Source organism: Pseudoroseomonas cervicalis, from assembly GCF_030818485.1.
Lineage (GTDB): Bacteria > Pseudomonadota > Alphaproteobacteria > Acetobacterales > Acetobacteraceae > Pseudoroseomonas > Pseudoroseomonas cervicalis_A.
Genome location: NZ_JAUTAJ010000004.1, coordinates 686,712 through 712,380 on the forward strand (window position 1 = coordinate 686,712; position 25,669 = coordinate 712,380).

General features: G+C 71.7%; 27 protein-coding genes and 1 riboswitch. Of the genes, 12 read left to right on the forward strand and 15 right to left on the reverse strand.

Annotation, left to right across the window (positions count from 1 at the left end):
• Positions 1-717: an SRPBCC family protein gene (locus tag QE401_RS07090; protein WP_307137544.1), complete on the reverse strand. Its 717-nt coding sequence runs from the start codon at positions 715-717 to the stop codon at positions 1-3.
• Positions 718-941: 224 nt separating this feature from the next.
• Between QE401_RS07090 and QE401_RS07095 the strand changes: the two genes are divergently transcribed.
• The gene (locus QE401_RS07095; protein ID WP_307137545.1) at positions 942-2,441 is read left to right on the forward strand and encodes a sodium:proton antiporter; all 1,500 of its coding nucleotides are present in this window, start codon (positions 942-944) and stop codon (positions 2,439-2,441) included.
• Between the two features lie 28 nt (positions 2,442-2,469).
• On the forward strand, positions 2,470-3,393 hold the full coding sequence (gene prpB / locus QE401_RS07100) for a methylisocitrate lyase (RefSeq protein ID WP_307137546.1): 924 nt from the start codon (positions 2,470-2,472) through the stop codon (positions 3,391-3,393).
• A gap of 45 nt (positions 3,394-3,438) precedes the next feature.
• Here prpB and QE401_RS07105 read toward each other — a convergent pair whose 3' ends face one another.
• The 4 genes from QE401_RS07105 to QE401_RS07120 form a co-directional block, all read right to left on the reverse strand.
• Positions 3,439-4,251: a hypothetical protein gene (locus QE401_RS07105; RefSeq protein WP_307137547.1), complete on the reverse strand. Its 813-nt coding sequence runs from the start codon at positions 4,249-4,251 to the stop codon at positions 3,439-3,441.
• Positions 4,252-4,523: 272 nt separating this feature from the next.
• A complete protein-coding gene (locus QE401_RS07110) occupies positions 4,524-5,528 on the reverse strand; it encodes an ABC transporter substrate-binding protein (protein WP_307137548.1) in 1,005 nt (334 codons plus the stop codon).
• A complete protein-coding gene (locus QE401_RS07115; protein ID WP_307137549.1) occupies positions 5,525-6,283 on the reverse strand; it encodes an ABC transporter permease in 759 nt (252 codons plus the stop codon). Before QE401_RS07115 ends, QE401_RS07110 begins: the two co-directional genes overlap by 4 nt.
• Complete coding sequence (locus tag QE401_RS07120; protein ID WP_307137550.1) at positions 6,280-7,068, reverse strand: ABC transporter ATP-binding protein; 789 nt, start codon at positions 7,066-7,068, stop codon at positions 6,280-6,282. The genes QE401_RS07115 and QE401_RS07120 overlap by 4 nt, the downstream gene beginning before the upstream one ends.
• Positions 7,036-7,146, reverse strand: a riboswitch (TPP riboswitch). Its footprint overlaps the gene before it by 33 nt.
• 132 nt (positions 7,147-7,278) lie before the next feature.
• Between QE401_RS07120 and QE401_RS07125 the strand changes: the two genes are divergently transcribed.
• From QE401_RS07125 to QE401_RS07135, 3 genes are all read left to right on the forward strand, one after another.
• Positions 7,279-8,412: an acetoin utilization protein AcuC gene (locus QE401_RS07125; RefSeq protein ID WP_307137551.1), complete on the forward strand. Its 1,134-nt coding sequence runs from the start codon at positions 7,279-7,281 to the stop codon at positions 8,410-8,412.
• 8 nt (positions 8,413-8,420) lie between these two features.
• Positions 8,421-8,894, forward strand: coding sequence for a DUF192 domain-containing protein (locus QE401_RS07130; RefSeq protein ID WP_307137552.1), 474 nt, complete (start codon positions 8,421-8,423; stop codon positions 8,892-8,894).
• A gap of 93 nt (positions 8,895-8,987) precedes the next feature.
• Complete coding sequence (locus QE401_RS07135) at positions 8,988-9,314, forward strand: hypothetical protein (protein ID WP_307137553.1); 327 nt, start codon at positions 8,988-8,990, stop codon at positions 9,312-9,314.
• A gap of 182 nt (positions 9,315-9,496) precedes the next feature.
• On the opposite strand, the gene QE401_RS07140 is transcribed toward QE401_RS07135, so the two are convergent.
• Both QE401_RS07140 and QE401_RS07145 read right to left on the reverse strand, forming a co-directional pair.
• Positions 9,497-10,522 (reverse strand): MBL fold metallo-hydrolase, encoded by a 1,026-nt coding sequence (locus QE401_RS07140; RefSeq protein WP_307137554.1) that lies wholly within the window; start codon positions 10,520-10,522, stop codon positions 9,497-9,499.
• 46 nt (positions 10,523-10,568) lie between these two features.
• Positions 10,569-11,384 (reverse strand): ATP-binding protein, encoded by an 816-nt coding sequence (locus QE401_RS07145; protein ID WP_307140195.1) that lies wholly within the window; start codon positions 11,382-11,384, stop codon positions 10,569-10,571.
• Between the two features lie 153 nt (positions 11,385-11,537).
• Here QE401_RS07145 and yajC point away from each other — a divergent pair, with 153 nt between their 5' ends.
• Positions 11,538-11,879, forward strand: a complete 342-nt coding sequence (gene yajC / locus QE401_RS07150) for a preprotein translocase subunit YajC (protein ID WP_271135369.1) — start codon at positions 11,538-11,540, stop codon at positions 11,877-11,879.
• Between the two features lie 180 nt (positions 11,880-12,059).
• Here the strand turns inward: yajC and QE401_RS07155 are convergent, their stop codons facing one another.
• A complete protein-coding gene (locus tag QE401_RS07155) occupies positions 12,060-12,698 on the reverse strand; it encodes a superoxide dismutase (RefSeq protein WP_307137555.1) in 639 nt (212 codons plus the stop codon).
• Between the two features lie 161 nt (positions 12,699-12,859).
• Between QE401_RS07155 and QE401_RS07160 the strand changes: the two genes are divergently transcribed.
• Positions 12,860-13,702 (forward strand): phytoene/squalene synthase family protein, encoded by an 843-nt coding sequence (locus QE401_RS07160; protein WP_307137556.1) that lies wholly within the window; start codon positions 12,860-12,862, stop codon positions 13,700-13,702.
• A gap of 136 nt (positions 13,703-13,838) precedes the next feature.
• Entirely contained in the window at positions 13,839-14,165 is a 327-nt protein-coding gene (locus QE401_RS07165) for a glycosyl transferase family 39 (protein ID WP_307137557.1), read from the forward strand.
• A 178-nt stretch (positions 14,166-14,343) separates the two neighbouring features.
• Here QE401_RS07165 and QE401_RS07170 read toward each other — a convergent pair whose 3' ends face one another.
• Positions 14,344-14,826, reverse strand: coding sequence for an Lrp/AsnC family transcriptional regulator (locus QE401_RS07170; protein WP_307137558.1), 483 nt, complete (start codon positions 14,824-14,826; stop codon positions 14,344-14,346).
• Positions 14,827-14,986: 160 nt separating this feature from the next.
• Between QE401_RS07170 and QE401_RS07175 the strand changes: the two genes are divergently transcribed.
• Positions 14,987-16,243, forward strand: coding sequence for a D-amino acid dehydrogenase (locus QE401_RS07175; protein WP_307137559.1), 1,257 nt, complete (start codon positions 14,987-14,989; stop codon positions 16,241-16,243).
• 23 nt (positions 16,244-16,266) lie between these two features.
• On the opposite strand, the gene QE401_RS07180 is transcribed toward QE401_RS07175, so the two are convergent.
• The 4 genes from QE401_RS07180 to QE401_RS07195 all read right to left on the reverse strand — a co-directional run bounded on the left by QE401_RS07180 (position 16,267) and on the right by QE401_RS07195 (position 20,720).
• Positions 16,267-17,976, reverse strand: coding sequence for an ABC transporter permease (locus QE401_RS07180; protein ID WP_307137560.1), 1,710 nt, complete (start codon positions 17,974-17,976; stop codon positions 16,267-16,269).
• Positions 17,977-18,081: 105 nt separating this feature from the next.
• Entirely contained in the window at positions 18,082-18,732 is a 651-nt protein-coding gene (locus QE401_RS07185) for a flavin reductase family protein (RefSeq protein WP_307137561.1), read from the reverse strand.
• Positions 18,733-18,760: 28 nt separating this feature from the next.
• Positions 18,761-19,732 carry a 2-hydroxyacid dehydrogenase gene (locus QE401_RS07190; protein ID WP_307137562.1) on the reverse strand — a complete coding sequence of 324 codons (972 nt, stop codon included), beginning with the start codon at positions 19,730-19,732 and terminating at the stop codon, positions 18,761-18,763.
• Between the two features lie 4 nt (positions 19,733-19,736).
• Positions 19,737-20,720 carry a 2-hydroxyacid dehydrogenase gene (locus QE401_RS07195; protein WP_307137563.1) on the reverse strand — a complete coding sequence of 328 codons (984 nt, stop codon included), beginning with the start codon at positions 20,718-20,720 and terminating at the stop codon, positions 19,737-19,739.
• A 103-nt stretch (positions 20,721-20,823) separates the two neighbouring features.
• Here QE401_RS07195 and QE401_RS07200 point away from each other — a divergent pair, with 103 nt between their 5' ends.
• Positions 20,824-21,612, forward strand: a complete 789-nt coding sequence (locus QE401_RS07200) for an SDR family oxidoreductase (protein WP_307137564.1) — start codon at positions 20,824-20,826, stop codon at positions 21,610-21,612.
• On the forward strand, positions 21,605-22,885 hold the full coding sequence (locus QE401_RS07205) for a Zn-dependent hydrolase (protein ID WP_307137565.1): 1,281 nt from the start codon (positions 21,605-21,607) through the stop codon (positions 22,883-22,885). Before QE401_RS07200 ends, QE401_RS07205 begins: the two co-directional genes overlap by 8 nt.
• An 84-nt stretch (positions 22,886-22,969) precedes the next feature.
• Here the strand turns inward: QE401_RS07205 and QE401_RS07210 are convergent, their stop codons facing one another.
• Positions 22,970-24,007 (reverse strand): amino acid ABC transporter substrate-binding protein, encoded by a 1,038-nt coding sequence (locus QE401_RS07210; RefSeq protein WP_307137566.1) that lies wholly within the window; start codon positions 24,005-24,007, stop codon positions 22,970-22,972.
• Positions 24,008-24,123: 116 nt separating this feature from the next.
• Here QE401_RS07210 and QE401_RS07215 point away from each other — a divergent pair, with 116 nt between their 5' ends.
• Complete coding sequence (locus tag QE401_RS07215; protein WP_307137567.1) at positions 24,124-24,642, forward strand: YaiI/YqxD family protein; 519 nt, start codon at positions 24,124-24,126, stop codon at positions 24,640-24,642.
• A 15-nt stretch (positions 24,643-24,657) separates the two neighbouring features.
• Here QE401_RS07215 and QE401_RS07220 read toward each other — a convergent pair whose 3' ends face one another.
• Positions 24,658-25,638: an aldo/keto reductase gene (locus tag QE401_RS07220; protein ID WP_307137568.1), complete on the reverse strand. Its 981-nt coding sequence runs from the start codon at positions 25,636-25,638 to the stop codon at positions 24,658-24,660.
• Between the last annotated feature and the right edge of the window lie 31 nt (positions 25,639-25,669).

A 25,669-nucleotide genomic window follows, 5' to 3' on the forward strand; every position in this document is an offset into this window, starting at 1 on the left:
TCAGCCCAGCACGAAGAGCAGGAACAGGATCACCACGAACACCGCCGAGCCGCCCCAGAACAGCAGCGGCAGGCCGAACAGCTCGGAGGGCATCAGCGCGAAGATCGAGATCGGCGCCGCCGCCGGCGCGGCCGGGCGCGGCGCGGGGCGGGCATCCACCTTCTCGGCATCCGGGTGCAGCGGGCCGGTGCCGCCCAGCACCGTGTCGCCCATGCGCGGCGCGGCGAGGGTGGCGGCGGCCAGCCGCTCCTCGGCATTGGCGGACGCGACCGGCTGCTGCACCACGGCGGCGGCGAAGCGGTCGAAGAACTGGTCGGCCATCTGCTTGGCGGTGCTGTCGATCAGCCGCGCGCCGAGCTGCGCCATCTTGCCGCCGACCTGCGCCTTGACGGCGTAGCGCAGCAGCGTGGCCTGCGGGCCTTCCTCCTCCAGCGCCACATCGGCGCCGCCCTTGGCGAAGCCCATGGCGCCGCCATTGCCCTCGCCGGAGATGGTGTAGGAGGCGGGCGGGTTGATGTTGGAGAGCTGCACCTTGCCGGCGAACTTGGCCGCCATCGGGCCGATCTTCAGGGCGACGCGGGCCTGGAAGGAATCATCGCCCGTGCGCTCGACCGATTCGCAGCCCGGGATCGCGGCGCGCAGGATCTCCGGGTCGTTCAGGCCTTCCCAGACGGTCTGGCGTGGCGCCTCGATGCGCCGTTCTCCGGTCATTTCCATCGCTGTTCTCCCAGGGGTCAGGGGGTGAAGCTAAGGCGCCGGGGCGCCTTGGGGAAGGGCACCCCGGGCCGCGCGGCGCGGCCGGGGCGGCCAGCCGCCCGCCCGGACGGCCGCCGGGCCAGGGGGCCGGGTGGCGCGGGGGGCGGGGATTGTGTAGGGGGCAAGGCCAGGGGAAGAGGGATCCCGGCCGCCGGGCGTGGCCGGGCCGTGCAGGAGGGGATCGCATGCCGATGCTGCCAGGAGGGCGCCAGGCGCCGGCGGAACAGGGGGCGGGTATCCCCCGTCCATGCGGCCGGATCCCGCTGCTGGCGCTGGCCCTCCTGCTGCCGGCCGCCCCGGCCTGGGCGGCGGAGGGCGCGCATGCCCTGTCCCTGGCCTGGGCGCTGCCCTTTGCCGGCGTGCTGCTGTCGATCGCGCTGCTGCCGCTGCTGGCCGGCCATCTCTGGCATCACCATTACGGCAAGATCGCCGCCGGCTGGACGGCGCTGTTCCTGCTGCCCTTCGCCGTGGTGTTCGGGCCGGGCGCCGCCTGGGCCGAGTTCAGCCATGTGCTGGTCGGCGAATACCTGCCCTTCATCACCCTGCTCCTCGCCCTCTACACCGCCGGCGGCGGCGTGCTGCTGAAGGGCAACCTGGTCGGCACCCCCGCCACCAACACGGCGCTGCTGGCGGTCGGCACCGCCATCGCCAGCGTCATGGGCACCACCGGCGCGTCCATGGTGCTGATCCGCCCGCTGCTCCGGGCCAATGCCGGACGGCGCCGGAAGATGCACAGCTTCGTCTTCTTCATCTTCCTGGTGAGCAATATCGGCGGCAGCCTGACCCCGCTCGGCGACCCGCCGCTCTATCTCGGCTTCCTCAAGGGCGTGTCCTTCTTCTGGCCGACCACGCATCTGCTGCCGCAATTCCTGTTCTGCGCCCTGCTGCTGCTGGCGGTGTACTGGCTGATCGACAGCTGGGCCTATGCGAAGGAGCAGCCCGGCGCCGCCGGCCGCGTCCCCGCCACCCCGGTCGAGCCGCCGCCGCCGGGCCCCGAGGCCGCGCCGGCCGAGCGCTTCGGCATCGAGGGCTGGGTGAATATCGGGCTGATCGGGCTGGTGGTGCTCGGCGTGCTGATGCAGGGGCTGTGGCAGCCGGGCGAGGTGACGCTGCTCGGCCAGGCGGTGGGCATCGAGCGGCTGGTGGCCATGGCGCTGTTCCTGGCCATCACGCTTGCCTCGGTGGCGCTGACGCCCGCCCGGCTGCGCGAGGAGAACGGCTTCACCTGGGGCGCCATCCTGGAGGTGGCGAAGCTGTTCGCCGCCATCTTCCTGACCATGGCGCCGGTGCTGGCGATGCTGAAGGCGGGCGCGGCCGGGCCACTGGGCGGGCTGGTGGCGCTGACCTCGGACGCGCAGGGCCAGCCCATCCCCTGGGTGTATTTCTGGCTGACCGGCGCGCTCTCCTCCTTCCTCGACAATGCGCCGACCTATCTGGTGTTCTTCAACCTGGCCGGCGGCGATGCGCAGGCGCTGATGGGGCAGGGCGCGCTGACGCTGGCCGCCATCTCCTGCGGCGCCGTGTTCATGGGCGCCAACTCGTATATCGGCAATGCGCCCAACTTCATGGTCAAGGCGATCGTCGAGGAGCAGGGTGTGCGCATGCCGAGCTTCTTCGGCTATTGCGGCTGGGCGCTGGTCTTCCTGATCCCGACCTTCATCCTGGCCACGCTGCTCTTCTTCTGAGCCCAATCCCCGAGGGAGAAAACCGTCCATGCCTTACGTGATCGCCGACGACCTGCCGGACGCCCCCGCCGGGCAGCGCTTCCGCGCGCTGCTGGAGCGGCCGCAGATCCTGCGCATGCCGGGGGCGCATCTCGGCATCGCCGGCCTGCTGGCGAAGCGGGCGGGGTTCGAGGCGCTGTACATGTCGGGCGCCGCCATGTCGGCCACCATGGGCCTGCCCGATCTCGGCATGATCACGGTGGATGACGTGGCCTGGCATATCCGCCAGGTGGCGCGCGCCACGCAGCTGCCGGTGCTGGTCGATGGCGACACCGGCTATGGCGAGGCGCTGAACGTCATGCACATGGTGCGCAGCTTCGAGGAGGCCGGCGCCGCGGCCGTGCATCTCGAGGACCAGCTGCTGCCGAAGAAATGCGGCCATCTGAACGACAAGAAGCTGGCCGATGCGCGCGACATGGCGGCCAAGGTCGCCGCCGCCCGCAAGGCGCGCAGGCATCTCTACCTGATCGCCCGCACCGATGCCGCGGCCAGCGAGGGCATGGATGGCGCCGTGGCCCGCGCGAAGCTGTATCTGGAGGCCGGGGCGGATGCGATCTTCCCCGAGGCGCTGACCACGCGGGAGATGTTCGAGGAGTTCGCCCGCCGCATGCCCGGGGTGAAGCTGCTGGCCAACATGACCGAATTCGGCCGCACGCCCTTCTTCACCGCCGAGGAATTCCAGGCCATGGGCTATTCCATGGTGATCTGGCCGGTGAGCCATCTGCGCATCGCGGCGCGCGCGATGGAGGAGCTCTATGCCAGCATCGGCAAGGAAGGCGGCACCCATGCCATGGTCGGCCGCATGCAGACCCGCGCCGAGCTGTACGAGACCATCGCCTATCACGAGTATGAGGCGCTGGATTCGACGCTGGTGAAGACCATCGTGCCGCAGGGCATGCCGCAGGATCGGTGAGGGCCGCGCGGCGCGGGGCCGGGGCCCCGCGCCGGCCGCCGGCTGCTACAGCCCGAGCACGTCGAGCACCGAGCGGTCGAGCCCGCCCGGCGGCAGCTTCTCCTCCGCCCTGAGCGTCGCGATGCCCTGGCGGCTGAGCGGGCCCAATATGCCGTCGATCGACCCGGCATAGAGGCCGCGCGCCTTCAGCCCCTGCTGCACCGCCTTGATGTCCTCGATGGCCAGCGAGACGGGGCCCGGATCCTGCCAGGGCACGGCGCGCTGCACGCGGTCGAGCCAGTCATAGCGGTCCTGCAGCCCGGTCAGCCCGCCATTGATGCGCTTGGTCAGGCCGATGAAATCGCCCTGGTCGCACAGCGCGTTCAGCTTCTTCCACTCCCAGAAGCCGCAGGCGACGGCCAGGGCGTGGCGCGGCTGCAGCGCCAGCTCCGGCTCCGCCTCCAGCGGCAGGCCGCAGCGCCTGCCCACCTGCTGATAGGCGTCCCGCCCGGTCAGCTGGATATAGCCGCGGCCGCGATAGCGATGGCCATCGCCCGGCTGCTGGTTGCCCATCCGCCCGCCATAGACGAAATTCCCCAGCTTCTCCGGCTGGAAGGCATAGGGCTGCGCCGCCTCGGGCGTCGGGAAGCGGCCGGGCCAGACCTGCATCAGCCGCGGCACGGAGTAGTTCAGATTCTCCTCCCCCGCCTGCAGCCCGTTCGATTCATGGCCGAGCTGGGCCAGGAAGAAATGGCAGCGCTGGCGGAAGGCATCGAGGCCGGTGCGGCGGAACAGCGCCGCGCCCTGCTCGGCGAAGGCCTCGAGATGCGCCTGCTCGGCCTGCGGATAGACCTGGCGGAGCTGGGAAATGGACAGCATGGGGCGGACCTCCGGCCGATGAGGTGAAGGGTTGCTCGATCCGATCCCGGCGCTGGTCTATAGGAAAATAGTCTTATTGTCCAGCACGTATTCTGTTTGTCTATCGAAACAATTGCCCTGTCCAGCGAATCCAGGGTCCGGCACGTCACGGCGAATCAGAAAGGCCAGGCGGGATCGCCTGGCCTCACCCTGCGCGCGAAATGCCAAGGCCGGGTTAAGCGCGGCGCCACGCCCCGCCACGCCATGTCCCGCCGGGCCCCGGCCGCCTGGCCTCAGGCCGGCGGCAGCTCCACCGCGTAGCGCGACAGCGGCGGCACCTCGCGGATCATCTTCCGCTCCGCCAGGAAGCGGGCGAAGCGCTGGTAGCGATTGGCGTCCAGCGCCGCCGGGCTCAGCGAGAAGCGGTTCAGCGTGTCGCGGAAGGCGCGGCGGTTCAGCTCATTGTCCAGCTCGCGCCGCTGGCCGGCGATGAACATGCGCCAGCTTTCCTCGTAATTGTTCACCAGGAAGGTGGTCGCCCCCTCCAGCGCATCCATGAAGCGGCGCAGCGCCGGGTCCTGGGCACGGTCGCGATGCGCCACATAGATCAGCTCGTCATAGACCGGCATGCCGTGCTGCTCGGGGTAGAAGGCGCGCCCCGGGCGGCCCTCGATCTCCAGCTGGTGCAGCTCGAAATTGCGGAAGCCGCCCAGGATCGCCTCGACCTGGCCGGCCATCAGCGCCGAGGACAGGCCGAAATTGACATTGACCAGCGTCACATCGCGCGAGGACAGGCCCACCGTGCCGAGGATGGTGTCGATCGCCACCTCCTCGAACCCCGCCGTGCTGAAGCCGATGCGCTTGCCGCGCAGATCGGCCAGCGTCTTGATCGGCCCGTCGCGCAGCACCGAGAGCGTCGAGAGCGGCGTGGCCACCAGCGTGCCGACACGGGCCAGCGGCAGCCCCTGATCGACCGCCAGATGCAGGTTCTTCTGATAGTAGACGCCGAGATCGGCCTGCTTCGCCGCCACCAGCCGCGGCGGGTCGTTCGGGTCGGCCGGTGCGATCATGCGCACCTCGAGCCCGGCGCGGGCGAAGAAGCCGCCCTCCTGCGCCACCACGATCGGCGCATGGTCCGGGTTGACGAACCAGTCCAGCAGCAGGGTCAGCTTCGCCGGCGCGGCGCCGGCGGCGGCCGGGGTGGCGGCGGTCGCCGGGGCCGTGCCCTGGGCCTGGGCCAGCCCGGGCAGGGCGAGCGCGGCCAGCGCCGGCAGGGCGCGGCGGGTGAGGGAATTCATGCTTTTCCTCCGGTGTCGTCGGACAGCTGGTCGGGCTGCCAGGGCAGCATCGCCCGCAGCGCCTTGTCGGTGATGAACCACAGCGCCATCGCCATGCTGGCGAGGATGGCGAGTGCGGCGAACATCATGTCGGTCTGGCTGCGGCCATTGGCCTGCAGCATCACATAGCCAAGGCCGGACGACGCCCCGACCCATTCCCCCACCACCGCGCCGATCGGCGCCACGGCGGCGGCGACCCGCAGGCCGGAGGCAAGACCCGGCAGCGCCGCCGGCACGCGGATGCGCCACAGCACCGCGAGGCGGCTGGCCCCCATGGTGGCGGCGAGGTCGAGCCAGCCCGGCTCGGTGCGCCGCAGCCCGTCATAGAAGGCGGTGGCGACGGGGAAGAAGATGATGATGCTGGCCATCGCCACCTTGCTGGCCAGGCCGAAGCCCAGCCACAGCACCAGCAGCGGCGCGATGGCGAAGACCGGGATGGCCTGGCTGGCGATCAGCAGCGGCAGCAGCCAGCGCCGCCCGCCGCGCCAGGCCGCCAGCAGCAGCGCCACCGCCATGCCGGCCAGGCTGCCGAGCACCATGCCGAGCAGGATTTCTGTCAGCGTGGTCAGCGCATGGCCCCACAGGATGTCCCAGCGCTGCACCAGCACCGTGCCGACCCTGAGCGGCGAGGGCAGCAGGAAGGGCGGCACGCCGGAGAGGCGCACATAGGCTTCCCAGCCCAGCATCAGGCCGATGGCGGCGAGCAGCGCCCTCATGCCGCCGCCGCCAGCCGCTCCAGCAGCGCGGCCTGGGCGGCCAGCACCGCCGGGTCATGCGCGGCGCGCAAGGGCGGCCCGGGCGGCATCGGCAATTCCTCCGGCAGCGCGCCCTCGGGCCCCGGGCGCAGCACCAGGATGCGGTGGGCGAGGCGCAGCGCCTCCAGCGGGTCATGCGTCACCAGCAGCACGCTGCGCCCTTCCAGCAGGGTCGCGGCCAGGTCCTGCAGCCGGTGGCGGGTCGGCGCGTCCACCGCCGAGAAGGGCTCGTCCATCAGCACGAAGGGGCGGTCCTCCATCAGCGTGCGGGCCAGCGCCGCGCGCTGCCGCATGCCGCCCGAAAGCTGCGCCGGCCTTGCCGATTCGCGCCCCTCCAGCCCGACCGCCGCGATCAGCGCGCGGGCGCGGGCCTCATCCGCCCGCTCGCCGCGCAGCGCGGCGCCGAGGGCGACATTGCCGAGCAGGCTGCGCCAGGGCAGCAGCAGATCCTGCTGGCCCATCCAGGCGAAGCGGCCCTGCAGCGCCGCGCCATCGCCGGCGGCGACGCGGCTGCCGGGCGGCGCCGGCAGCAGCCCGGCGACCAGTCGCAGAAGCGTGGATTTGCCGACGCCGGAGGGGCCGAGCAGGGCGGTGACCTGGCCGCCGGCGAAGTCGAGCGCCAGGCGCCCGAGCACGGGCCGTCCGCCCAGCGACAGGCCCGGCAACTCCACCCGCAGGGACGGCGCGCCGGATGCCGGCGCGGCCGAGAAAGGCTGCATGCCCACCACCGATCCCTTCGCCGGCATGACCCGGATCAGGTTCTAGGGGTCGCAGGGCCCATCCCTGCCTCTCAGCCCGCGCCGCGGGCTCCCCCCGATGTCGAGCGCCGTCTATGCGCGAGGATCGGGCTTTGTGCAAGTTGCGTGACGGCAACGGCGCCGGCCGCTGCTCCGGGCGCTGCGGCCTGCCGCGGGGCCGCCTCTTGCGTCTGGCGGAGGACGCCCCATTCCTGCTGCATGCGCTCCCCGCCGCTGCTGATCGGCTCCGAGATCTATCGCCGCTCGACCTATGGGCCGAAGCACCCGCTGGCCATCCCGCGCGTCTCCACCGCGCTGGACCTGATCCGCGCGCTCGGCTGGCTGGACCCCGCCCGCTACATCGACAGCCCGATGGCGCGCCCGGAGGAGCTGACCCGCTTCCACGACCCCGCCTATATCGCCGCGCTGCAGGAGGCGGAGGCGCTGGGCCAGGCGACCGAGGCGATGCGCGCCCGCCACGACATCGGCGCCCGCGGCAACCCGGTCTATGCCGAGATCTTCCGCCGCCCCGCCACCAGCGCCGGCGGCGTGCTGCTGGCGGCCAGGCTGACCGCGCAGGGCGGCGCCGTGCATGTGCCGGGCGGCGGCACGCATCACGGAAGGCCGGACCGCGCCAGCGGCTTCTGCTACCTGAACGACGCGGTGCTCGGCCTGCTCGCCTGGTGCGACCAGGGGCTGGAGAACATCTTCTATCTCGACATCGACGCGCATCATGGCGATGGGGTGCAGGACGCCTTCGCGGACGATCCGCGCGTCTTCACCGTCTCGGTGCATGAGGCGGGGCGCTGGCCGCAGACCGGGCCGCTCGACGACCGCGCCGGCGGCCATGCGCGCAACCTGCCGGTGCCGCAGGGGCTGAACGACAGCGAATTCTTCTATCTGTTGCAGCACGCCATCCTGCCGCTGATCCGCCACCGGCGGCCGCAGGCGATCATGCTGCAATGCGGCGCCGATGCGCTGGAGGAGGATCCGCTGGCGAAGCTCGGCCTGTCCAACAACGCGCATTGGGCCGCGCTGCGCGCGGTGATGGAGCTGGCGCCGCGGCTGATCGTGCTGGGCGGCGGCGGCTACAATCCCTGGACGGTCGCGCGCTGCTGGGCCGGGCTGTGGGGTGTGCTGGATGGCCGCGAACCGCCCGAGCGCCTGCCGCCCGGGGCCGAGGCGGTGCTGCGCGCGCTGAGCTTCCACCGTGCCGCCGGCCGCAACCCGCCGGAACACTGGTTCACCACGCTGCGCGACACGCCGCGCCCCGGGCCGGTGCGCGGCGAGATCCGGCATATCGCAGCCGTAACCCTGGAGGGGCTGCCCGACCCCCCGGCCGCTGTGGCATGATCCCGGCCATGCGCCGCCAATTCCTGCTGGCCCTGCTGGGGCTCGCCGCCATGACCCTCCCCGCCGCCGCCCAGGAGACGCCGCAGCCGCGCCTGGCGACCGAGCCGCTCACCATCGTCACCCGCGACGGGCGCCAATTGCCCTTCACGGTCGAGATGGCGGTGAAGCCGGAGGAGCAGATGACCGGGCTGATGTGGCGGCCCGAGGTGAAGCCCGATGAGGGCATGCTGTTCGACTGGGGCGCGCCGCGCGAAAGCGCCATGTGGATGAAGAACACCATCACCTCGCTGGACATGGTGTTCATCGCCCAGGATGGCCGCATCCACCGCATTGCCGAGCGCACCGTGCCGCGCAGCCTGGCCACCATCGAAAGCCGCGGCCCGGTCCGCGCCACGCTGGAACTCGCCGCCGGCACGGCCGAGCGGCTGAACATCCGCGTCGGCGACCGGGTGCAGCACCGCATCTTCGGCACCGCGCCCTGAAAGCGGGCCCGACGGCAGCGCGGGGCAGGGCCCCGAAAATTTTGTTTATCACGATTGTGTGATGTTCTACCCTGCCGGGCAGGGAGAATGGTCATGGCTCTGCACAATGGCGCCGCCTCGGGCGGCATCCTCATCCGCCCCCTGCCGCCGCAATGGGCGCGCGCCGCCCGGCTGTCGCCGTCGCGCCGCGCGGCCGGCCCGGCGCGCCAGGGTGCCGGCCTGGTGGTCGGCCTGCCGGCCCGCGCCCTGGCGCCGGAGCCGGCCCCGCTGGGCGATGCCGCCTTCATCGCCGCCGGCAATGCCCTGGCGGCGGCGCCCGCGGCCGGCAGGACACTGTTCGGCGCGGAAGACGTGCGGCCGGATCCGGCGGCGGAGACGCCCCTGCCGCCCGGCCTGCCGGCCCTGCCGCCGCCGGGCTGAACCGGCGCTGGCCGCCCCGGGATCCAGGATCGCCCCGGGTGGTTTTCGCAAGTCCCCGGTGAGGGTAGCGCCCGCCTTCTCCCTGGCGCAGAAACCCCCGGCCGGATCGGCATCGCGCAGCTGGGGCTGGACATCGTGATGGACGGATGCGCCGGCGGCCCTGCGGGCCGAAGCGCCGGCCCTCAGCGCGGCTCCGCCACCTGCAGCGGCACCAGGAAGCTCTCGCCGAAGCCCGGCACGCGGAACGCCGCCTCCTCCAGCCCCGCCGCCTGGCGCGCCTCGGCCAGTGCGCGTTCCGGCGCGTCGATCGCCTCATGCGTCAGCCTGAAGGTGCCGAAATGCATCGCCAGCGCCTGCCGCGCGCGCAGATCGCCGAAGGCGCGCACCGATTCCTCCGGGTTCACATGCACCGCCCGCATGAACCAGCGCGGCTCATAGGCGCCGATCGGCAGCAGGGCCAGGTCGAACGGCCCGTGCCGGTGGCCGATCTCGCGGAAATGCTCGCCCCAGGCGCTGTCGCCGGCGAAATAGATCCGCCCGCCCTCGCGCCCCTGGATGACGAAGCCACCCCACAGCGTCTGCCCGCGATCGCCAAGGCCGCGCGCCGTGGCGTGGCGGGCCGGCACGTAATGCGCCCAGGCACCGTTCGGCAGCGGCGCCGGCTGCCACCAGTCCAGCTCCAGCACATCCTCCATGCCGTGCTTCGCCAGCAGCTTCGCATTGCCGAGCCCGGTGATGATGCGCGGTGCGAAACGCCGCTGCAGCCGCTTCAGCGTCGGAATGTCGCAATGGTCGTAATGATTGTGGCTGAGCAGCACCGCGTCGATCGGCGGCAACGCGTCAAAGCCCAGGCCCGGCGCGCGCACCCGCTTCGGCCCGGCGAAGCGGAAGGGGGAGCAGCGATCGCTCCAGATCGGGTCGGTCAGCAGCGTCGGCCCGCCCGGCAGGCGGATCAGGAAGCTGGCATGGCCGAGGAAGGTGACCACCGCCTGGCCCGGCGGCGCTTCGGGCGGCGGCGGATAGACCGGGTTCTCCACCCAGGCGGGCCAGGGCGTGCCGCCGCCCTGGCGCAGCAGCCGCCACACCGCGCCGAATTCATGGCCGGGGAGCGACCCGTCCGGGTTGAGGAAGACGCGGCCCTGCCTCTGGGCCCCGCGCACCGGGGTCAGGGCGGGCTGGCGGAGGCGCGGGGCGTCGCTGTCGCTCATGGCCATGACCTAGGGCAGGACCGGCCCCAGGTCGAGGGCCGTGCGCTCAGCCGGGGATGGCGACGCCGAGCCGCCCGGCCAGGTCCAGGATGAACTGCCAGGCGACACGGCCCGAGCGGCCGCCGCGCGTCACCGACCATTCCACCGCCGCGGCGCGCAGCGCCTCGCCCTCCATCGGCAGCTTCAGCGCCTTCGCATAGCCCTCGACCATGGCGAAGAAGGTCTCCTGGTCGGCATTGTGGAAGCCGATCCACAGCCCGAAACGGTCGCTGAGAGAGACCTTCTCCTCCACCGCCTCGCCCGGATTGATGGCGCTGCCGCGCTCATTCTCGATCATGTCGCGCGGCATCAGATGGCGGCGGTTGCTGGTGGCGTAGAACAGAACATTGGCCGGCCGCCCCTCGATGCCGCCATCGAGCACCGATTTCAGCGCCTTGTAGTCCTGGTCCTCGCGCTCGAACGAAAGATCGTCGCAGAACACCAGGGCGCGGCGCGGGCTGTCGCGCAGGATGTTCAGCAGCTCCGGCAGGGTGCGAATATCCTCGCGCTGGATCTCGATCAGCGCCAGGCTGCCGGGGATCTCGGCATTGGCCGCCGCATGCGCGGCCTTCACCAGCGACGACTTGCCCATGCCGCGCGCGCCCCACAGCATGGCGTTGTTGGCCGGCAGTCCACGGGCGAAGCGGAGGGTATTCTCCAGCAGCAGCGCCTTCTGCCGCGCGACGCCCTGCAGCAGCCCGATCTCCACCGCCGCCACCCGCGGCACCGGGGCGAGCCGCGCCGGCGCGCCCTCGGCCGAGGGATGCCAGACAAAGGCGTCCGCGCCCCGCAGATCCGGCCGGGTCGGCACCGGCGGCGCCATGCGCTCCAGCGCGGCCGCGATGCGCGTCAGGGCAGGCAGAAGCGGATGCTCGGCGGCGTGTGACAAAGTGCGTGCTCCGGCTGGCAGATGTTGACGGCAGGGGCGGGGAGGCTAGTTTCGCCCGCCAACCCCGGCAAGACGGAAGCCAGAAAGATGTTCATCTCCCCCGCCTATGCCCAGGACGCCGCCGGTGGCGCCGCCGGTATGGTCATGCAGCTCGCCCCGCTGATCCTGATCTTCGTGGTGTTCTACTTCCTCCTGATCCGCCCGCAGCAGAAGCGGGCCAAGGAACACCGCGTGATGCTCGGCGCGCTGAAGCGCAATGACCGCGTCGTCACCGCGGGGGGCATCCTCGGCACCGTCACCAAGGTGAAGGAGGGTTCCGAGGAGGTGGAGCTGGAGATCGCGCCGAATGTGCGCGTGACCGTGGTGCGCAGCACGATCAGCACGCTGATCAAGCCGGTCGCCGCCAATGACGTGAAGCCGGCCGCCTGAGCCGTTCCGCTCCACGGAAAAAGGGCCCGCGAGGGCCCTTTTTTGTGTCTGAAGCGGAAGGGTTCTTTTTGAAAAAAGAACCAAAAACTTTTTTTCAGTTGGCGTCCCGCGAATGGCCTGAGGCGGGACGCCAAACTGAAAAAGTCTTTTTGCTTCTTTTTCTTCAGAAAAAGAAGGTACTCAGGCGCTCTGGCCGGACTTCAGCCCGCCATTCAGCATCAGCTCCTCGACCTTCTCCCAGTTGACCAGCTTGTTCAGGAAGTTGTCGAGGTAGTTCGGACGCACATTGCGGAAGTCGAGGTAGTAGGCGTGCTCCCAGACGTCGGCGCCGAGGATCGGCGTGCCTTCGCCGGTGGAGATCGGGTTGGCGCCGTTCGGGGTCTTGGTGACCTTCAGCTTGCCGGAGGCGTCGACGATCAGCCAGGCCCAGCCCGAGCCGAACTGCGTCACGCCGGCCTGCTTGAAGGCCTCCTTGAACTGGGCCAGGCCGCCGAAATCCTCGTTGATCTTGGCGCCGATCTTGCCGGGCAGGCTGTCGCCGCCGCCATTCGGGGCCATCACCTGCCAGAACAGGATGTGGTTCCAGTGCTGGCCGGCCTGGTTCAGCACCGGCAGGCCATCGGCGCCGGCCTTGCCGGCCTCGGCCACGATCTGCTCCAGCGACTTGCCGGCCAGGCCCTTGCTCTCGATCAGGCCGTTCAGCGCGGTGACATAGGCGTTGTGGTGCTTGCCGTGATGCAGCTCCAGCGTCTCCTGGCACATGCCGGAAGCGGCGAGGGCGGAGGCGTCGTAAGGCAGCGGCGGAAGGCTGAAGGCCATGGTGGCTGTTCTCCCGATGAAAGTCCGAATCGGACGGGGCAATTGCTCGAAGCAACGCGCGGAACGGCGCGGCACCGGCCAAGAGCTAGGCGTGCCCCCGGAGAGCGTCAAGCAAGGGCGAAAGGGCTTGCCCGGCACGGATTGGTGTTCATAACCCGCCCATGCCCGACCCCGCCGCGCTCTCCCCGCTCGCCGCCCTGGCCCGGCGGCACGATCCGGACCGCTTTCTCTGCGCGCTCTTCGCGCCGCCGGAGCGGCGGGAGACGCTGTTCCTGCTGATCGCCTTCAACCACGAGCTGGCGCGCGCGCGGGAAGCCGCCAGCAACGCCATGACCGCGCTGATCCGCCTGCAATGGTGGCGCGACGCGGTGGCGGAGGCCGGCACCGGGGCCCCGCCGCGCCGGCACGAGGTGGCCGCCCCCCTGGCGGAGGCGCTGCGCCAGGGCCATCTCTCGGCCGAGGATCTGCACGCCATGATCGATGCGCGCGAGGCGGAGACGGAGGAGGACATCCCGACCGACTCCGCCCATCTGGCCTATCTGCGCGGCACGGCGGGCGGCTTCGCGGTGGCGGCGGGCCGGGCGCTGGGTGCGCCGGCCGCTTCTCTGCCCGGGCTGCAGGCGCTGGGCGCCGGCTATGGCATGGCGGGGGTGCTGCGCAGCATCCCGCAGCAATCCTTGCAGGGCCGCTCCCTGCTGCCGGCCGAGACGCTGGCGCGGCACGGGCTGACGCCGGCCGACATGGCGCGCGACCCGCGCCAGAGCGGCGCCGCCGAGGCGGTGGCCGAGCTGGCGCGCCAGGGCCAGGCGCTGCTGGCCGAGGGCCGGGCGCGGCTCGGCCCTCTGCCGCGCGGGGCGGTGGCGGCGGCGCTGCCGGCGCGGCTGGCGGCGCGCGACCTGAAGGCGCTGGCGCTGGGCGGCTATGACCCGACCCGGCCGCCGGCGCCGCGCGGGCTGGGCGACCGGCTTTCCGTCGCTTGGGCGGGCCTGGCGGGGCGGCCCTGACCCTGGCGGAGATCATCACCCGTACCGATCGGTAACATCGGCTAAACGAATTTCTCTTGGATGGGTCGCGGGACTATCTCTGCGTCAACGGCGGGGGACACCCCGCCACCCCAACCCGAGAAACAGGATGACCCCGATGTTCTCCTCCAACAGCTTCCGCGCCCTGACCCTCGCCGCCGGCCTGGCCGTGGCGCTCCCCGGCCTGGCCCTGGCCCGCGACCTGGCCGAGAATGCCAATAACGGTTCGACCAGCGCCCCGGGCGCCTATGCGATGCAGGTGACCCAGTCGCGTGAGGTGGCCGGCATCCCCGACGCGGTCGGCAACTCGGCCGAGGCCGATGGCAACCCGCTGGCCGCCCGCGTCTCCACCACCGTGCGGCATGAGGCGCTGCACGGCGCCCGCCCGGTGGGCAACTCGGCCAACGCCTTTGGCGGCTTCGGCACGGGCCCGGTGGGCGGCTGAAGCCAGGGTGGCTGATGCCGGGGCCCGCTGAGGCCCCGGTGCCCCGGCCACCGGCAGGATTGCAGCCGGGCGCCGGTACGGCCCTTCACCCCCGGGCCGCCCCGCACTCCCCCCAGAGCGCCCGCTGCGACAAGGGCCAGCCGTCCCCCGGCTGGCCCTTTTTCGTGTCCGCCCGGCCTCAGGCCGGTTCGGGCAGCCGCGCCGGGTCGGCGCCGCGCACCACGGTGCGGATGGCGAAGGCCGATTGGATGCGCGCCACCCCCGGCATGCGGGAGAGCTGCTCCTTGTGAATGCGCTCGTAATCGGCGGCGTCGCGCGCCTCGACCCGCAGCTGGTAATCGGCATTGCCGGTCATCAGGTAGCATTCGCAGACCTCGGGGCATTGCCGCACCGCCGCCTCGAAGCGGTTGAAGGCGTCCTCGGTCTGCTTCTCCAGCGTGATCTGCACGATGACGGTGGTGCGCCCCTGCGGCGCCGGATCCTCGATGATGGCGGTGTAGCCGCGGATGACGCCGCCCGCCTCCAGCAGCCGCAGCCTTCGCAGGCAGGCGGAGGGGGAGAGGCCGATGGCCGCGGCCAGCGCCGCATTGCTCATCCGCCCATCGGCGCGCAGCAGGCGGAGCAGCTTCCGGTCCAGATGGTCGAGCACGGGCGGTTGCATGATCTTCGACGGATTCGCAGAATCTTCGAGGCGATACCGCCGAATTGGCACGGTGTTGCGCCGATCGCAAGCACCTGCCGTGGAATCCGGCCTAGGATACGCTTTCGACACCAACCCATGCCCTGATCGCGTCGGGTGGTGTGGCGGGAGCGTGGAAGCAATGAAGGTCCTGATCCTCGGTGCCGGCGTGGTCGGCGTCACCTCGGCCTATTACCTCGCCCGGGCGGGGCATGAGGTGGTGGTGGTGGACCGCCAGACCGGCGCGGGGCTGGAGACCAGCTTCGCCAATGCCGGCCAGGTCTCCTTCGGCTATTCCTCGCCCTGGGCCGGGCCCGGCATCCCGCTCAAGGCCATCAAATGGATGTTCCAGCAGAACAGCCCGCTGGTGATCCGCCCGCGGATGGACCCGCTTCAGTGGTCCTGGCTGCTGCAGATGCTGAGGAACTGCACCGAGGCCGCCTACCGCACCAACAAGTCGCGCATGGTGCGGGTCGCCGATTACAGCCGCAGCGCCCTGGCCGATCTCCGCGCCGAGACCGGCATCGAATACGACCAGCGCGAGCGCGGCACGCTGCAGCTCTTCCGCACCCAGGCGCAGCTCGACCATGTCGGCGACGATCTGCGCGTGCTGCGGCAATACGAGGTGCCCTTCGAGGTGCTGGACCGCGCCGGCTGCGTGGCGCGCGAGCCGGCGCTGGCCCGGGTGCAGGAGAAATTCGTCGGCGGCCTGTACCTGCCGCAGGACGAGACCGGCGACGCGCATCTCTTCACCCAGCGCCTGGCGGCGATCTGCGAGGGGCTCGGCGTCACCTTCCGCTACGGCACCACCATCGAGGGGCTGCAGACCGAGGGCGGCGCCATTTCCGGCGTGCGCACCGGCGAGGGCGTGCTGACGGCGGATCGCTATCTGCTGGCGCTGGGCAGCTATTCGCCGCAGCTGCTGGCGCCGCTCGGCTTGTCCATCCCGGTCTATCCGGTGAAGGGCTATTCGCTGACCATGCCGGTGGTGGATGACGCCGCCGCCCCGTCCTCCACCGTGATGGACGAGACCTACAAGATCGCCATCACCCGGCTTGGCGACCGCATCCGCGTCGGCGGCACGGCGGAGATCGCCGGCTACGATTTGCGGCTGCATGAGGAGCGGCGCCGCACCCTGCTGCATTCGGTGCAGGATCTCTACCCGCAGGGCGGCGATCCGGAGCGCGCCATCTTCTGGTGCGGGCTGCGGCCGATGACGCCGGATGGCACGCCGATCATCGGCGGCACGAAATACCCGAACCTGTTCCTCAACACCGGCCATGGCACGCTGGGCTGGACCATGTCCTGCGGCAGCGGGCGCCTGGCGGCCGACCTGGTCGCGGGCAACCGGCCGAACATCCAGCATGAGGATCTGGCCATGGCGCGCTACGCCGCCTGAGCCACTCCGGTGGGGCGGGGCGCTCAGCCCCGCCGCATCGCCCGCAGCAGCACCAGCACCGGCACCAGCCCGACCGCCACGATCAGCAGCGCGGCGGTGGAGGCCTCGGCCAGCCGCTCGTCGGAGGCGAGGTTGTGCACCCTGACGGCCAGCGTATCGAGGTCGAAGGGCCGCACGATCAGCGTCGCCGGCAGCTCCTTCATGGTGTCGACGAAGATCAGCACCGCCGCCGTCAGCAGCGCGCCGCGCGCCAGCGGCGCCTCCACCCGCGCGATGGCCTGGCCGGGGCCGCAGCCCAGCACCCGCGCCGCCTGGAACAGCGAGGGGCGCAGCCGCGCCAGCCCCGATTCCACCGCGCCCTGGCCCACCGCCAGGAAGCGCACCAGATAGGCGAAGACCAGCGCCACCATGGTGCCGGAGAGCAGCAGGCCGGAGGACATCCCGAACCGCGCCCGCAGCCAGGCATCCAGCGCATTGTCCAGCAGGCCGAAGGGCACCAGCGTGCCCACCGCGATGACCGAGCCCGGCACCGCATAGCCCAGCCCCGCCAGCCGGTTGGCGAGCCGCGACCAGGGCGTCGGATAGAGCCGCACCCCCCAGCCCAGCAGCGCCGCCAGCGCCACGCCGAGCAGCGCGGTGGTGCCCGCCAGCAACAGGGAATTGCGCGCGAAGGGCAGGAAATTGGCCGGGTCCATGGCGTCGCCACGATCCAGCATCAGATGCAGCAGCCCGCCGGCCGGGATGACGAAGCCCACCAGCACCGGCAGGGCGCAGAACAGCATCGCCGCCCAGCCCTTCCAGCCGGAGAGCGGGGTCGGCCGCAGCGGCGCCTGGCGGGTGCCGGTGGCATGGTAGCGGCGGCCGCCGCGCGAGGCGTGCTCGGCCACCACCAGCAGCGCCACCAGCCCCATCAGGCAGGCGGCGAGCTGGCTGGCCGCCTGCCGGTCGCCCAGCCCGAACCAGGTCTCGTAGATGCCGGTGGTGAAGGTGCGCACGGCGAAATAGTCGACGGTGCCGAAATCGGCCAGCGTCTCCATCAGCACCAGCCCGATGCCGGCGGCCAGCGCCGGCCGCGCCAGCGGCAGCGCCACACGGAAGAAGCTCTGCCGCAGCGACAGGCCCAGGGTGCGGGAGGCCTCGATCAGGCAGGAACTCTGCTGCAGGAAGGCGGCGCGGCAGAGCAGGTAGACATAAGGGTAGAGCACCGCCGCCAGCATCAGCGCGGCGCCGGGCAGGGAGCGGATCTCGGGGAACCAGTACTGCCCCCAGCGCAGCCCGGTCAGGTCGCGGATGCCGCTCTGCACCGGCCCCGCCGCATCCAGCAGCCAGGTGTAGAGATAGCCGCAGACATAGGCCGGCATGGCCATGGGCAGCAGCAGCGCCGCCTCCAGCAGCCGGCGCCCGGGAAAGCGGCAGGCGGTGACCAGCCAGGCGCAGCCGATGCCGGTGACGCCGGCCATCAGCGCCACCAGCGCGCCGAGCTGCAGCGAATTGCCCAGATAGGGCAGCAGATTGGTGCGCAGGATGTGGTGCCAGACCGCGCCGGTGCCGCTGCCGGTCCAGAGCGGGGCGGCGGCATTGGCCAGCACCGCCAGCACCGGCAGAGCCACCAGCAGCGCCACCAGCCAGCCGGCCCGCGCCCAGAGCGGCACGCGCCGCCGCGCCGGGGCCGGCAGGGCAGGGGCGGGGGCGGACAGGGGGGCGGGTGGGGTGGTGATGCTGGTGCCGGACACGCGGATGCAAACGCCTCTCAGCCGCGCCTAGCACGCGGGCCGGGCGCGGGGAAGCATCGGCGGTGGCGCGACCCGCCCGGCGGGCGCGCCGCTGGCGGGCGGCTGCTACTTCTTCTCCGCCTTGCGCGCCTCCCACTGGGCGCGGCTGGTGCGCGGGATGTCGATGCGGTCGGTGGTGCGGGTGTACCAGCCGCGCCCATGCATGCGGCCGATCAGGTTCAGCTTCGGCGTGTCGATGTAGTATTTGGCGGCGTCCAGCACGCCCTCATCCTGCACATGCATGGCCAGCACCCGGCCCAGCACCAGCGTGTGCACGCCGACCGGCACCAGCTGGAAGGTCTCGCATTCCATCGCCACCGGCGCGGCGGCGATGCGCGGCGGCTTCACATGCAGGCTCGGCGCCCGCTCCAGCCCCACCTCGGCCAGCTCGTCGGTCTCGGGGGCGAAATCGGTGGCGGTGTCGCTCATCGCCTGGCCCAGGGCCTCGTTCACCAGGCAGACCACGAACTGGCCGGTGGCGCGGATATTGGCCAGCGTGTCCTTCACCGGCGCCTCCACCCCCTCCGGCCGCGGGCCGCAGGAGAAGCCGATCACCGGCGGCGTGTCGCCGAAGGCGTTGAAGAAGGAGAAGGGCGCGGCATTCACCACGCCGCCCGCATCCTGCGACACGACCCAGGCGATGGGGCGCGGCACCACGGTGGAGACCAGCAGCTTGTAGGCCTCGCGGGTCGGGATGGTCTGGAAGTCGAAGAGCATGCGGTGGTCCTGGGAGGGAGGAAAGGGATCAGCCGGCGGGGTGGGGCGGCGCCTCGCCGCGCAGCAGCACCGCGTCCAGATTGTCGAGGCAGCGGAAGCCCATGGCATCCCGCGTCTCCACCGTGGCGCTGCCCAGATGCGGCAGCAGCACGGTGTTGGGGGCGGTGTGGTAGCCCTCGAAGATGCGCGGCTCGCCCTCGAAGACGTCGAGGCCGGCGGCGCGCAGATGCCCCGATTGCAGCGCGGCGCAGAGCGCCGCGTCATCCACCGTGGTGCCGCGCCCGGTGTTGACGACGATGGCGCCGCGCTTCAGCTGCGCGATGCGGCCGGCATTCAGCCAGTGCCGCGTGGCGGCCCCGCCGGGGATGTGCATCGACAGCACGTCGATGGCGCCGAGGAAGCCCTCATCGCTGTCATGGTAGATCGCGCCCTGCTCCTCCCCGGGCGAGAGGCGCTTGCGGTTGCGGTAATGGATCTCCATGCCGAAGCCGCGCGCCATCTGCGCCAGCGCCTGGCCGATCCGCCCCATGCCGAGGATGCCCAGGCGCTTGCCCTCCAGCGTCACCCCCATCAGCTGGGTCGGCGCCCAGCCGGTCCATTGCCGGGCGCGCACCATGCGCTCCGCCTCGCCGCCGCGTCGCGCCGCGGTCAGGATCAGCAGGAAGGCGATCTCGGCCGTCGCCACGCTCAGCACATCCGGCGTGTTGGTCACCACGATGCCGCGCGCCTTCGCCGCGCCCAGGTCGATATGGTCGGTGCCGACGCTGAAGGTGGCGATGATGCGCACGCTCTCCGGCAGCTCGGCGATGGTGGCGGCGCCCATGGCGTCGCCGGCGGCGCAGAAAATGCCCTGGGCGCCGGCCTGGCGGGCGGCGGCGGTGATGGCCGCGCCCTCCATCGCCGTATCGGCCGGGTTGGGGATGGTGACGTAGTCGCGCCGGGCGCGCGCCTCCACCGCATCCGGGAAGCGGCGGGTCATCAGCAGGACGGGCTTGGTCATGCGCTCAGCTCCAGATCGGGTCGAGGGGCGGGCGGCCGGCCAGGACGGCGGCGATGTTGTCCAGGCTGCGATGCCCCATGGCGTCGCGGGTCTCCACCGTGCCGCTGCCGATATGCGGCGCCAGGGCGACATTGGGCAGGGCGGCGAGCCGCCTGTCGAAACGCGGCTCGCCCTCGAACACATCGAGCCCGGCGGCGGCCAGCTGGCCCGATTGCAGCGCCGCGATCAGCGCCTCCTCCTCGATCAGCCCGCCGCGCGCGGCGTTCACCACCACCGCGCCGCGCGGCAGCAGTGCCAGCGTGTCGCGGTTCAGGATGTGGCGGGTCGAGGGCAGCAGCGGGCAATGCAGCGAGACCATGTCGCAGCGCGCCAGCATCTCTCCGAGATCGGCGACATGATGCGCGCCCTCCTCCAGCGCCGGCGGCAGGGCCGCGACGTCATGGTAGAGCACGCGCATGTCGAAGCCGCGGGCGCGCCGCGCCACCGCCCGGCCGATGCGCCCCATGCCGATGATGCCGAGCGTCTTGCCCCAGACCCGGACACCCAGGAAATCGCCCATGCCGCGCGGGCCCCAGCGATCCTCGCGCAGCACGCGGTCGGCCTCCGGCAGGCGGCGCGCGGCGGCGAGCAGCAGGGCGAATGCGAGGTCGGCGGTGCAGCCGGTCAGCACATCCGGCGTGTTGGTGACGATCAGCCCGCGCGCCCGCGCCGCCGCCACATCGACATGGTCGAAGCCCACCGAGCAGGTGGCGGCGATGCGCACCCCCGGCGGCAGCGCCGCGATGAAGCCGGCCTCCATGCGGAAGGAGGAGGAGACCAGTAGCGCCGCCGCCCCGCTCTGCCGCAGGGCGGCCAGTGCCTCCTCATGGGTGAGGTCGTGCTCCTCCGCCTGGATGGCGTCGAATTCCTGGCGGATGCGCGCCGCGATGGAAGGCGGCAGGCGCCGCACGCTGACCAGGCGCGGCTTGGGCGGGACCGGTTCCTGCATCGTCTCTCCCCCTCTTTCCGGGCAGCTTAACCGGGTGGCGGCGTCTTGCCAGGGGGAGGGGAAGCGTTCAGGTTCCGGCAAAACCGACAGGAGTTGCACGGCCATGGATCTGGGTCTGCAAGGGCGCCGCGCCCTGGTGATGGGGGCCTCGAAGGGGCTCGGCCGTTCGATCGCCGATGCGCTGGCGGCGGAGGGCGTGTCGATCGCCGTCTCCGGCCGCGAGCAGGCGAGCCTCGACCGCGTCGCGGCCGAGCTGGAGAGCCTCGGCGCGCCCAAGGCGGTCGGCATCCCGGCCGATGTCGCCGAGGGCAGCCAGATGGACAAGCTGGCCGATGCCGCCGTCGCGGCGCTGGGCGGCGTCGACATCCTGGTGCTGAACCATGGCGGCCCGCCGACCTGCACCGCGCTGGAGATGAAGCAGGAGGACCTGATCACCTGGTTCCAGCGCATCGTGCTGTCGCCGATCCGCATCGCCAACCGGCTGCTGCCCGGCATGCGCGAGCGCAAATGGGGCCGCATCCTGACCGTGGGCTCCACCGGCATGGTGCAGCCGCTCCCCGGCCTGGCGCTGTCCAACACGCTGCGCGCCTCGATCGTCGGCTGGAACAAGACCCTCTCGGCCGAGCTGGCGGGCGAGGGCATCACCTGCAACATCTTGGCCCCCGGCGCCTTCGCCACCGACCGCACGGCGGAGACGCTGGCCGCCGCCGCCGCCAAGACCGGCAAGAGCATCGAGGCGCTGGTCGCCGAGCGCTCCGCCGCCATCCCGATCGGCCGCTATGGCGAGCCGAAGGAATTCGGCCCCATGGGTGCCTTCCTGGCTTCCGACCGCGCCGCCTACACCACCGGCCGCGTGCACATCATCGATGGCGGGGCGGTGCGCTGTGTCTGAGACCGTGAGCCGGCCCAATCTGCTGCCGGATACCGAACTCGCGCAGCGGCTCTTCGCCGAGCTGCGCGAGAAGAGCTTCGACGGCGTCGGCATCACCCGGGAGGCCTATGGCCCGGGTGAGCGCATGGCGCATGCCCTGGTGCGGCGCGAGGCCGAGGCGCTGGGCCTCGAGATCGCGACCGACCCGGTGGGCAATCTCTACATGACGCTGCCGGGCGCCGACCGCGCCCTGCCGCGCATCCTGACCGGCAGCCATATGGATTCCGTCCCGCAGGGCGGCAATTTCGATGGCGCCGCCGGCGTGCTGGCCGGGCTTGCCGCGGTTGCCGGGCTGAAGCGCGCCGGGCTGACGCCGCCGCGCGATGTCACCGTCATGGCGATCCGCTCGGAGGAGGCGGGCGCCTGGTTCCCGACCTCCTATCCGGGCAGCCGCGGCGCGCTCGGCCGGCTGAAGGCCGAGGAGCTGCAGGTCCGCCGCCAGGACAGCGGCCGCACGCTGGCAGACCACATGCGCGAGGAAGGCTTCGACCCCGGCTTCGCCGAGCGTGGCGAGGCCTATATCACGCCGGCCAACACCGCCGCCTTTGTCGAGCTGCATATCGAGCAGGGCCCGGTGCTGGATGCGGAGGAGGTGCCGGTCGCCATCGTCAGCGGCATTCCGGGCAGCCGCCGGCTGCGCCAGGGGCGGGTGCTGGGCGAGTACAACCATTCCGGCGGCACGCCGCGCCGCTACCGCCGCGACGCCGCCATCGCGCTGGCCGAGCTGGCGGTGGCGCTGGATGATGAATGGGCGCGGCTGGAGGGGCATGGCCACAAGCTGGTCTGCACCTTCTGCACCCTGGCCACCACGGAGGAGGCCGGCTTCACCAAGATCCCGGGCGAGGCCACCTTCATGCTGGATGTGCGCAGCGTGAACCCGGCCAGCGTCGATGCCATCTTCGCGGAGCTTTCGCGCAAGGTGCCGGAGATCGAGGCGCGGCGCGGCGTGCGTTTCGACCTCGGGCCCGAGACCGGCTCGCTGGCCTCGCCGATGGATGCCGGGCTGCGCGCCGGGCTGGCGCGGGCGGCGGAGGCCGTCGGCGTGCGGCATATCGAGATGGCCTCGGGCGGCGGGCATGATGCGGCGGCCTTCGGCGCGGCGGGCATCCCGACCTCGATGCTGTTCGTGCGCAACCAGAATGGCAGCCACAACCCGCATGAGGCGATGCGGGACGAGGATTTCGCCGAGGCCTGCAAGGTGCTGACGCGCTTCTTCGCCGAGGCCCCGGTCTGACAGCCTGCCTTTCTTGAAGGCGGGTGCAGGGGACCCCGTCCCCTGCTGGGGGTGTTTGAGGGGGCAAAGCCCCCTCAAGCTTTTTCACCGCATCGGCGGTGCGTAGAGCAGCCCACCCCGGTTCCACAGCGCGTTCAGCCCGCGCTCCAGCCCGAGCGGCGACTCCCTGCCGAGATGCCGCTCGAAGATCTCCCCGTAATTGCCCACCGCCTTGATGGCGTTGTAGGCCCAGCGCCGGTCCAGCCCCATGGCCGGCCCGTGCTCGCCGGCGACGCCGAGCAGCCGGCGCACCTCCGGGTTCTGGCTCTCCAGCATGGCGTCGACATTGGCCTGGGTGATGCCGTGCTCCTCGGCCAGGATCAGCGCGAAGATGGTCCAGCGCACGATATCGTACCATTGCGCATCGCCCTTGCGCACGGCCGGCGTCAGCGGCTCCTTCGAGATGATGTCGGAGAGGATGACATGCTCGCCGCGCGGCAGGGTGGTGGCGAAGCCGGCGAGCTGGCTGGCATCCAGCGTGTAGGCGTCGCAGCGGCCGGTGGTGTAGGCCTTGCGGGTGTCCTCATTGCCCTCGAACACCACCGGGTTGACGCGCAGCCCGTTGGTGCGCGCCCAGTCGGCCAGGTTCAGCTCGTTGGTCGAGCCGGCGGTGACGCAGATCGAGGCACCGTCGAGCTGCGCCGCGCGGGTGACGCCGCTGGCGCGCGGCACGATGAAGCCCTGGCCGTCATAGAAGACGGGCGGCGCGAATTGCAGCCCGGCATTCACCTCGCGCCCATGGGTCCAGGTGAAGGTGCGGGCGACGATGTCGACCTGGCCGGATTGCAGGGCGGTGACGCGGGTGGCGCTGGTCAGCACCGTCCAGCGGATGCGCGCCTCGGGGCCGAGCACGGCGGCGGCCACGGCGCGGCAGATATCGGGGTCCAGCCCCTGCTGCTCGCCCCGGCTGTCGGGCACGCCGAAGCCGGGCGAGCCCTGGTTGGCGCTGCAATCCAACAGGTTCTTGGCGCGCACCGCGGCCAAAGTGGGGCCGGGGGCGGCGCCTTGCGCCAGGGCGGGGGCGGCGGGAAGCCCGGCCAGGAGCGACAGGACGGCCAGGACGGGCCAGCGGGTCTGCGGCATGCGCAACTCCTTCGTCGGCGACCCGTGCTCTGGCGTGCTTGGCGAAATCCCCTGCAATTCGCGGGCCATTTCGCGCCGCGCTTGGGAAAGCGGCGCCGAGCGGCTAGATCAGGCGCATGACCCGCAGCGACACGCCCCGCCCCGAAATCTGGATCGACGCCGATGCCTGCCCGGTGCGCGACGAGGTGTTCCGCGTCGCCGGACGGCTCGGGCTGGTGGTGCATGTCGTCTCCAACGGCGCGCGCGGCATCCGCCTGCCGGAGGCCGAATGGATCCGCCGGGTGATCGTGCCGCCCGGCCCGGATGCGGCGGATGACCACATCGCCGGGCATATCGCGGCGCGCGACCTCTGCGTCACCGCCGACATCCCGCTGGCGGCGCGCTGCCTGGAGAAAGGCGCGCGCGCCCTGGCGCCGAATGGCAGGCTGTGGAGCACCGACAATATCGGCAATGCCCTGGCCGGGCGCGAGGTGGCGCGGCAGCTGCGCGAGATGGGGGTGGAGACGCGCGGCCCGGCACCGATGGCCGGGGCCGACCGCGCGCGCTTCCTGACCGCGCTGGAGAACGAGGCCCAGGCGGCGCTGCGCGAGGGCAGCGCGCCCAGGCTGTGGCGGCCGATCTTCGACGAGATCTGAGCCGCCGGCCCGGCCTCAGGGCGTCGGCACATCCTGCGGCAGCAGGCCCTGCTGCTTCAGCGCGGCCCAGAACTCGGCCGGAATCTTCGCCTGCATCAGCGCCACATTCTGCCGCACCCGGTCCGGATGCTTGGCGCCCGGGATGACCGAGGCCACCACCGGATGCGCGGCGCAGAATTGCAGCGCCGCCGCCTTCAGGTCGACGCCGTGCTGCTCGGCCAGCTTCGCCATACGATCGCGCTTCTCCACCATCTCGCGCGGGGCGTCCTGGTAGTCGAAGGTGTTGCCGCCGGCCAGCAGGCCGGAATTGTACGGGCCGCCGATAACCACATGGGCGCCGCGCTCGGCACACAGCGGGAAAAGCTCGTCCAGCCCGGCCAGGTCGAGCAGGCTGTAGCGCCCGGCCAGCAGGAACACGTCCGGGTCGGATTCGCGCAGCGCCCGCACGCAGGGCTCGGGCAGGTTGACGCCAAGGCCCCAGGCGCGGATCAGCCCCTCCTCGCGCATCTTGATCAGCTCGCGGAAGGCGCCCTCGCGCGCGGTGCGGAAGGCCTCCTCATAGCCATCGCCCAGATGGTCGGTGGCGAGGTCATGCACATAGACGATGTCGATGCGCCCGATCGCCATGCGCTGCAGACTGTCCTCCACCGAGCGGCGGGCGGCGGCGGCGCCGTAATCCACCTCGCGCCGGAACATCAGCGCGCTCAGGAAGGGGTGGCCGATCTCGGGGTTGGTGTCGGGCACCAGCAGCCGGCCGACCTTGGTCGACAGCACGTAATCGTCGCGCTTCTGCTGCCGCAGCACGGCGCCGAAGCGGTGCTCCGACAGGCCGGAGCCGTAATGCGGCGCGGTGTCGTAATAGCGGATGCCGCTGTCCCAAGCGGCCTGCAGCGTGGCCTCGGCGGTGGCGTCGTCCACCTTGGCGAACATGTCGCCGAGCGGCGCGCCGCCAAAGCCCAGCGGGCCGGGCGGGGCGAAGCGGGGGCTGGTGGCCATGTCGGTCTCCTTCCGGTTGCCGGGGGACGCC

Excerpts from the sequence above, each read along its gene's own strand:
- QE401_RS07145 (WP_307140195.1), bottom strand. The coding sequence starts at position 11,384 with ATGGCGCCGCCGGTGCCGACCCGGCCGGATCTGCGGGGCGCGGACGCC.
- QE401_RS07155 (WP_307137555.1), bottom strand. The coding sequence starts at position 12,698 with ATGGCCTTCAGCCTTCCGCCGCTGCCTTACGACGCCTCCGCCCTCGCC.
- QE401_RS07210 (WP_307137566.1), bottom strand. The coding sequence starts at position 24,007 with ATGCCGCAGACCCGCTGGCCCGTCCTGGCCGTCCTGTCGCTCCTGGCC.
- QE401_RS07160 (WP_307137556.1), top strand. The coding sequence starts at position 12,860 with ATGCCCGACCCCGCCGCGCTCTCCCCGCTCGCCGCCCTGGCCCGGCGG.
- QE401_RS07115 (WP_307137549.1), bottom strand. The coding sequence starts at position 6,283 with ATGAGGGCGCTGCTCGCCGCCATCGGCCTGATGCTGGGCTGGGAAGCC.
- QE401_RS07140 (WP_307137554.1), bottom strand. The coding sequence starts at position 10,522 with ATGAGCGACAGCGACGCCCCGCGCCTCCGCCAGCCCGCCCTGACCCCG.
- prpB (WP_307137546.1), top strand. The coding sequence starts at position 2,470 with ATGCCTTACGTGATCGCCGACGACCTGCCGGACGCCCCCGCCGGGCAG.
- QE401_RS07185 (WP_307137561.1), bottom strand. The coding sequence starts at position 18,732 with ATGCTCTTCGACTTCCAGACCATCCCGACCCGCGAGGCCTACAAGCTG.
- QE401_RS07170 (WP_307137558.1), bottom strand. The coding sequence starts at position 14,826 with ATGCAACCGCCCGTGCTCGACCATCTGGACCGGAAGCTGCTCCGCCTG.
- QE401_RS07195 (WP_307137563.1), bottom strand. The coding sequence starts at position 20,720 with ATGCAGGAACCGGTCCCGCCCAAGCCGCGCCTGGTCAGCGTGCGGCGC.
- QE401_RS07190 (WP_307137562.1), bottom strand. The coding sequence starts at position 19,732 with ATGACCAAGCCCGTCCTGCTGATGACCCGCCGCTTCCCGGATGCGGTG.
- QE401_RS07200 (WP_307137564.1), top strand. The coding sequence starts at position 20,824 with ATGGATCTGGGTCTGCAAGGGCGCCGCGCCCTGGTGATGGGGGCCTCG.
- QE401_RS07215 (WP_307137567.1), top strand. The coding sequence starts at position 24,124 with ATGACCCGCAGCGACACGCCCCGCCCCGAAATCTGGATCGACGCCGAT.
- yajC (WP_271135369.1), top strand. The coding sequence starts at position 11,538 with ATGTTCATCTCCCCCGCCTATGCCCAGGACGCCGCCGGTGGCGCCGCC.
- QE401_RS07165 (WP_307137557.1), top strand. The coding sequence starts at position 13,839 with ATGTTCTCCTCCAACAGCTTCCGCGCCCTGACCCTCGCCGCCGGCCTG.
- QE401_RS07125 (WP_307137551.1), top strand. The coding sequence starts at position 7,279 with ATGCGCTCCCCGCCGCTGCTGATCGGCTCCGAGATCTATCGCCGCTCG.
- QE401_RS07175 (WP_307137559.1), top strand. The coding sequence starts at position 14,987 with ATGAAGGTCCTGATCCTCGGTGCCGGCGTGGTCGGCGTCACCTCGGCC.
- QE401_RS07120 (WP_307137550.1), bottom strand. The coding sequence starts at position 7,068 with ATGCCGGCGAAGGGATCGGTGGTGGGCATGCAGCCTTTCTCGGCCGCG.
- QE401_RS07090 (WP_307137544.1), bottom strand. The coding sequence starts at position 717 with ATGGAAATGACCGGAGAACGGCGCATCGAGGCGCCACGCCAGACCGTC.
- QE401_RS07110 (WP_307137548.1), bottom strand. The coding sequence starts at position 5,528 with ATGAATTCCCTCACCCGCCGCGCCCTGCCGGCGCTGGCCGCGCTCGCC.
- QE401_RS07220 (WP_307137568.1), bottom strand. The coding sequence starts at position 25,638 with ATGGCCACCAGCCCCCGCTTCGCCCCGCCCGGCCCGCTGGGCTTTGGC.
- QE401_RS07130 (WP_307137552.1), top strand. The coding sequence starts at position 8,421 with ATGCGCCGCCAATTCCTGCTGGCCCTGCTGGGGCTCGCCGCCATGACC.
- QE401_RS07135 (WP_307137553.1), top strand. The coding sequence starts at position 8,988 with ATGGCTCTGCACAATGGCGCCGCCTCGGGCGGCATCCTCATCCGCCCC.
- QE401_RS07105 (WP_307137547.1), bottom strand. The coding sequence starts at position 4,251 with ATGCTGTCCATTTCCCAGCTCCGCCAGGTCTATCCGCAGGCCGAGCAG.
- QE401_RS07095 (WP_307137545.1), top strand. The coding sequence starts at position 942 with ATGCCGATGCTGCCAGGAGGGCGCCAGGCGCCGGCGGAACAGGGGGCG.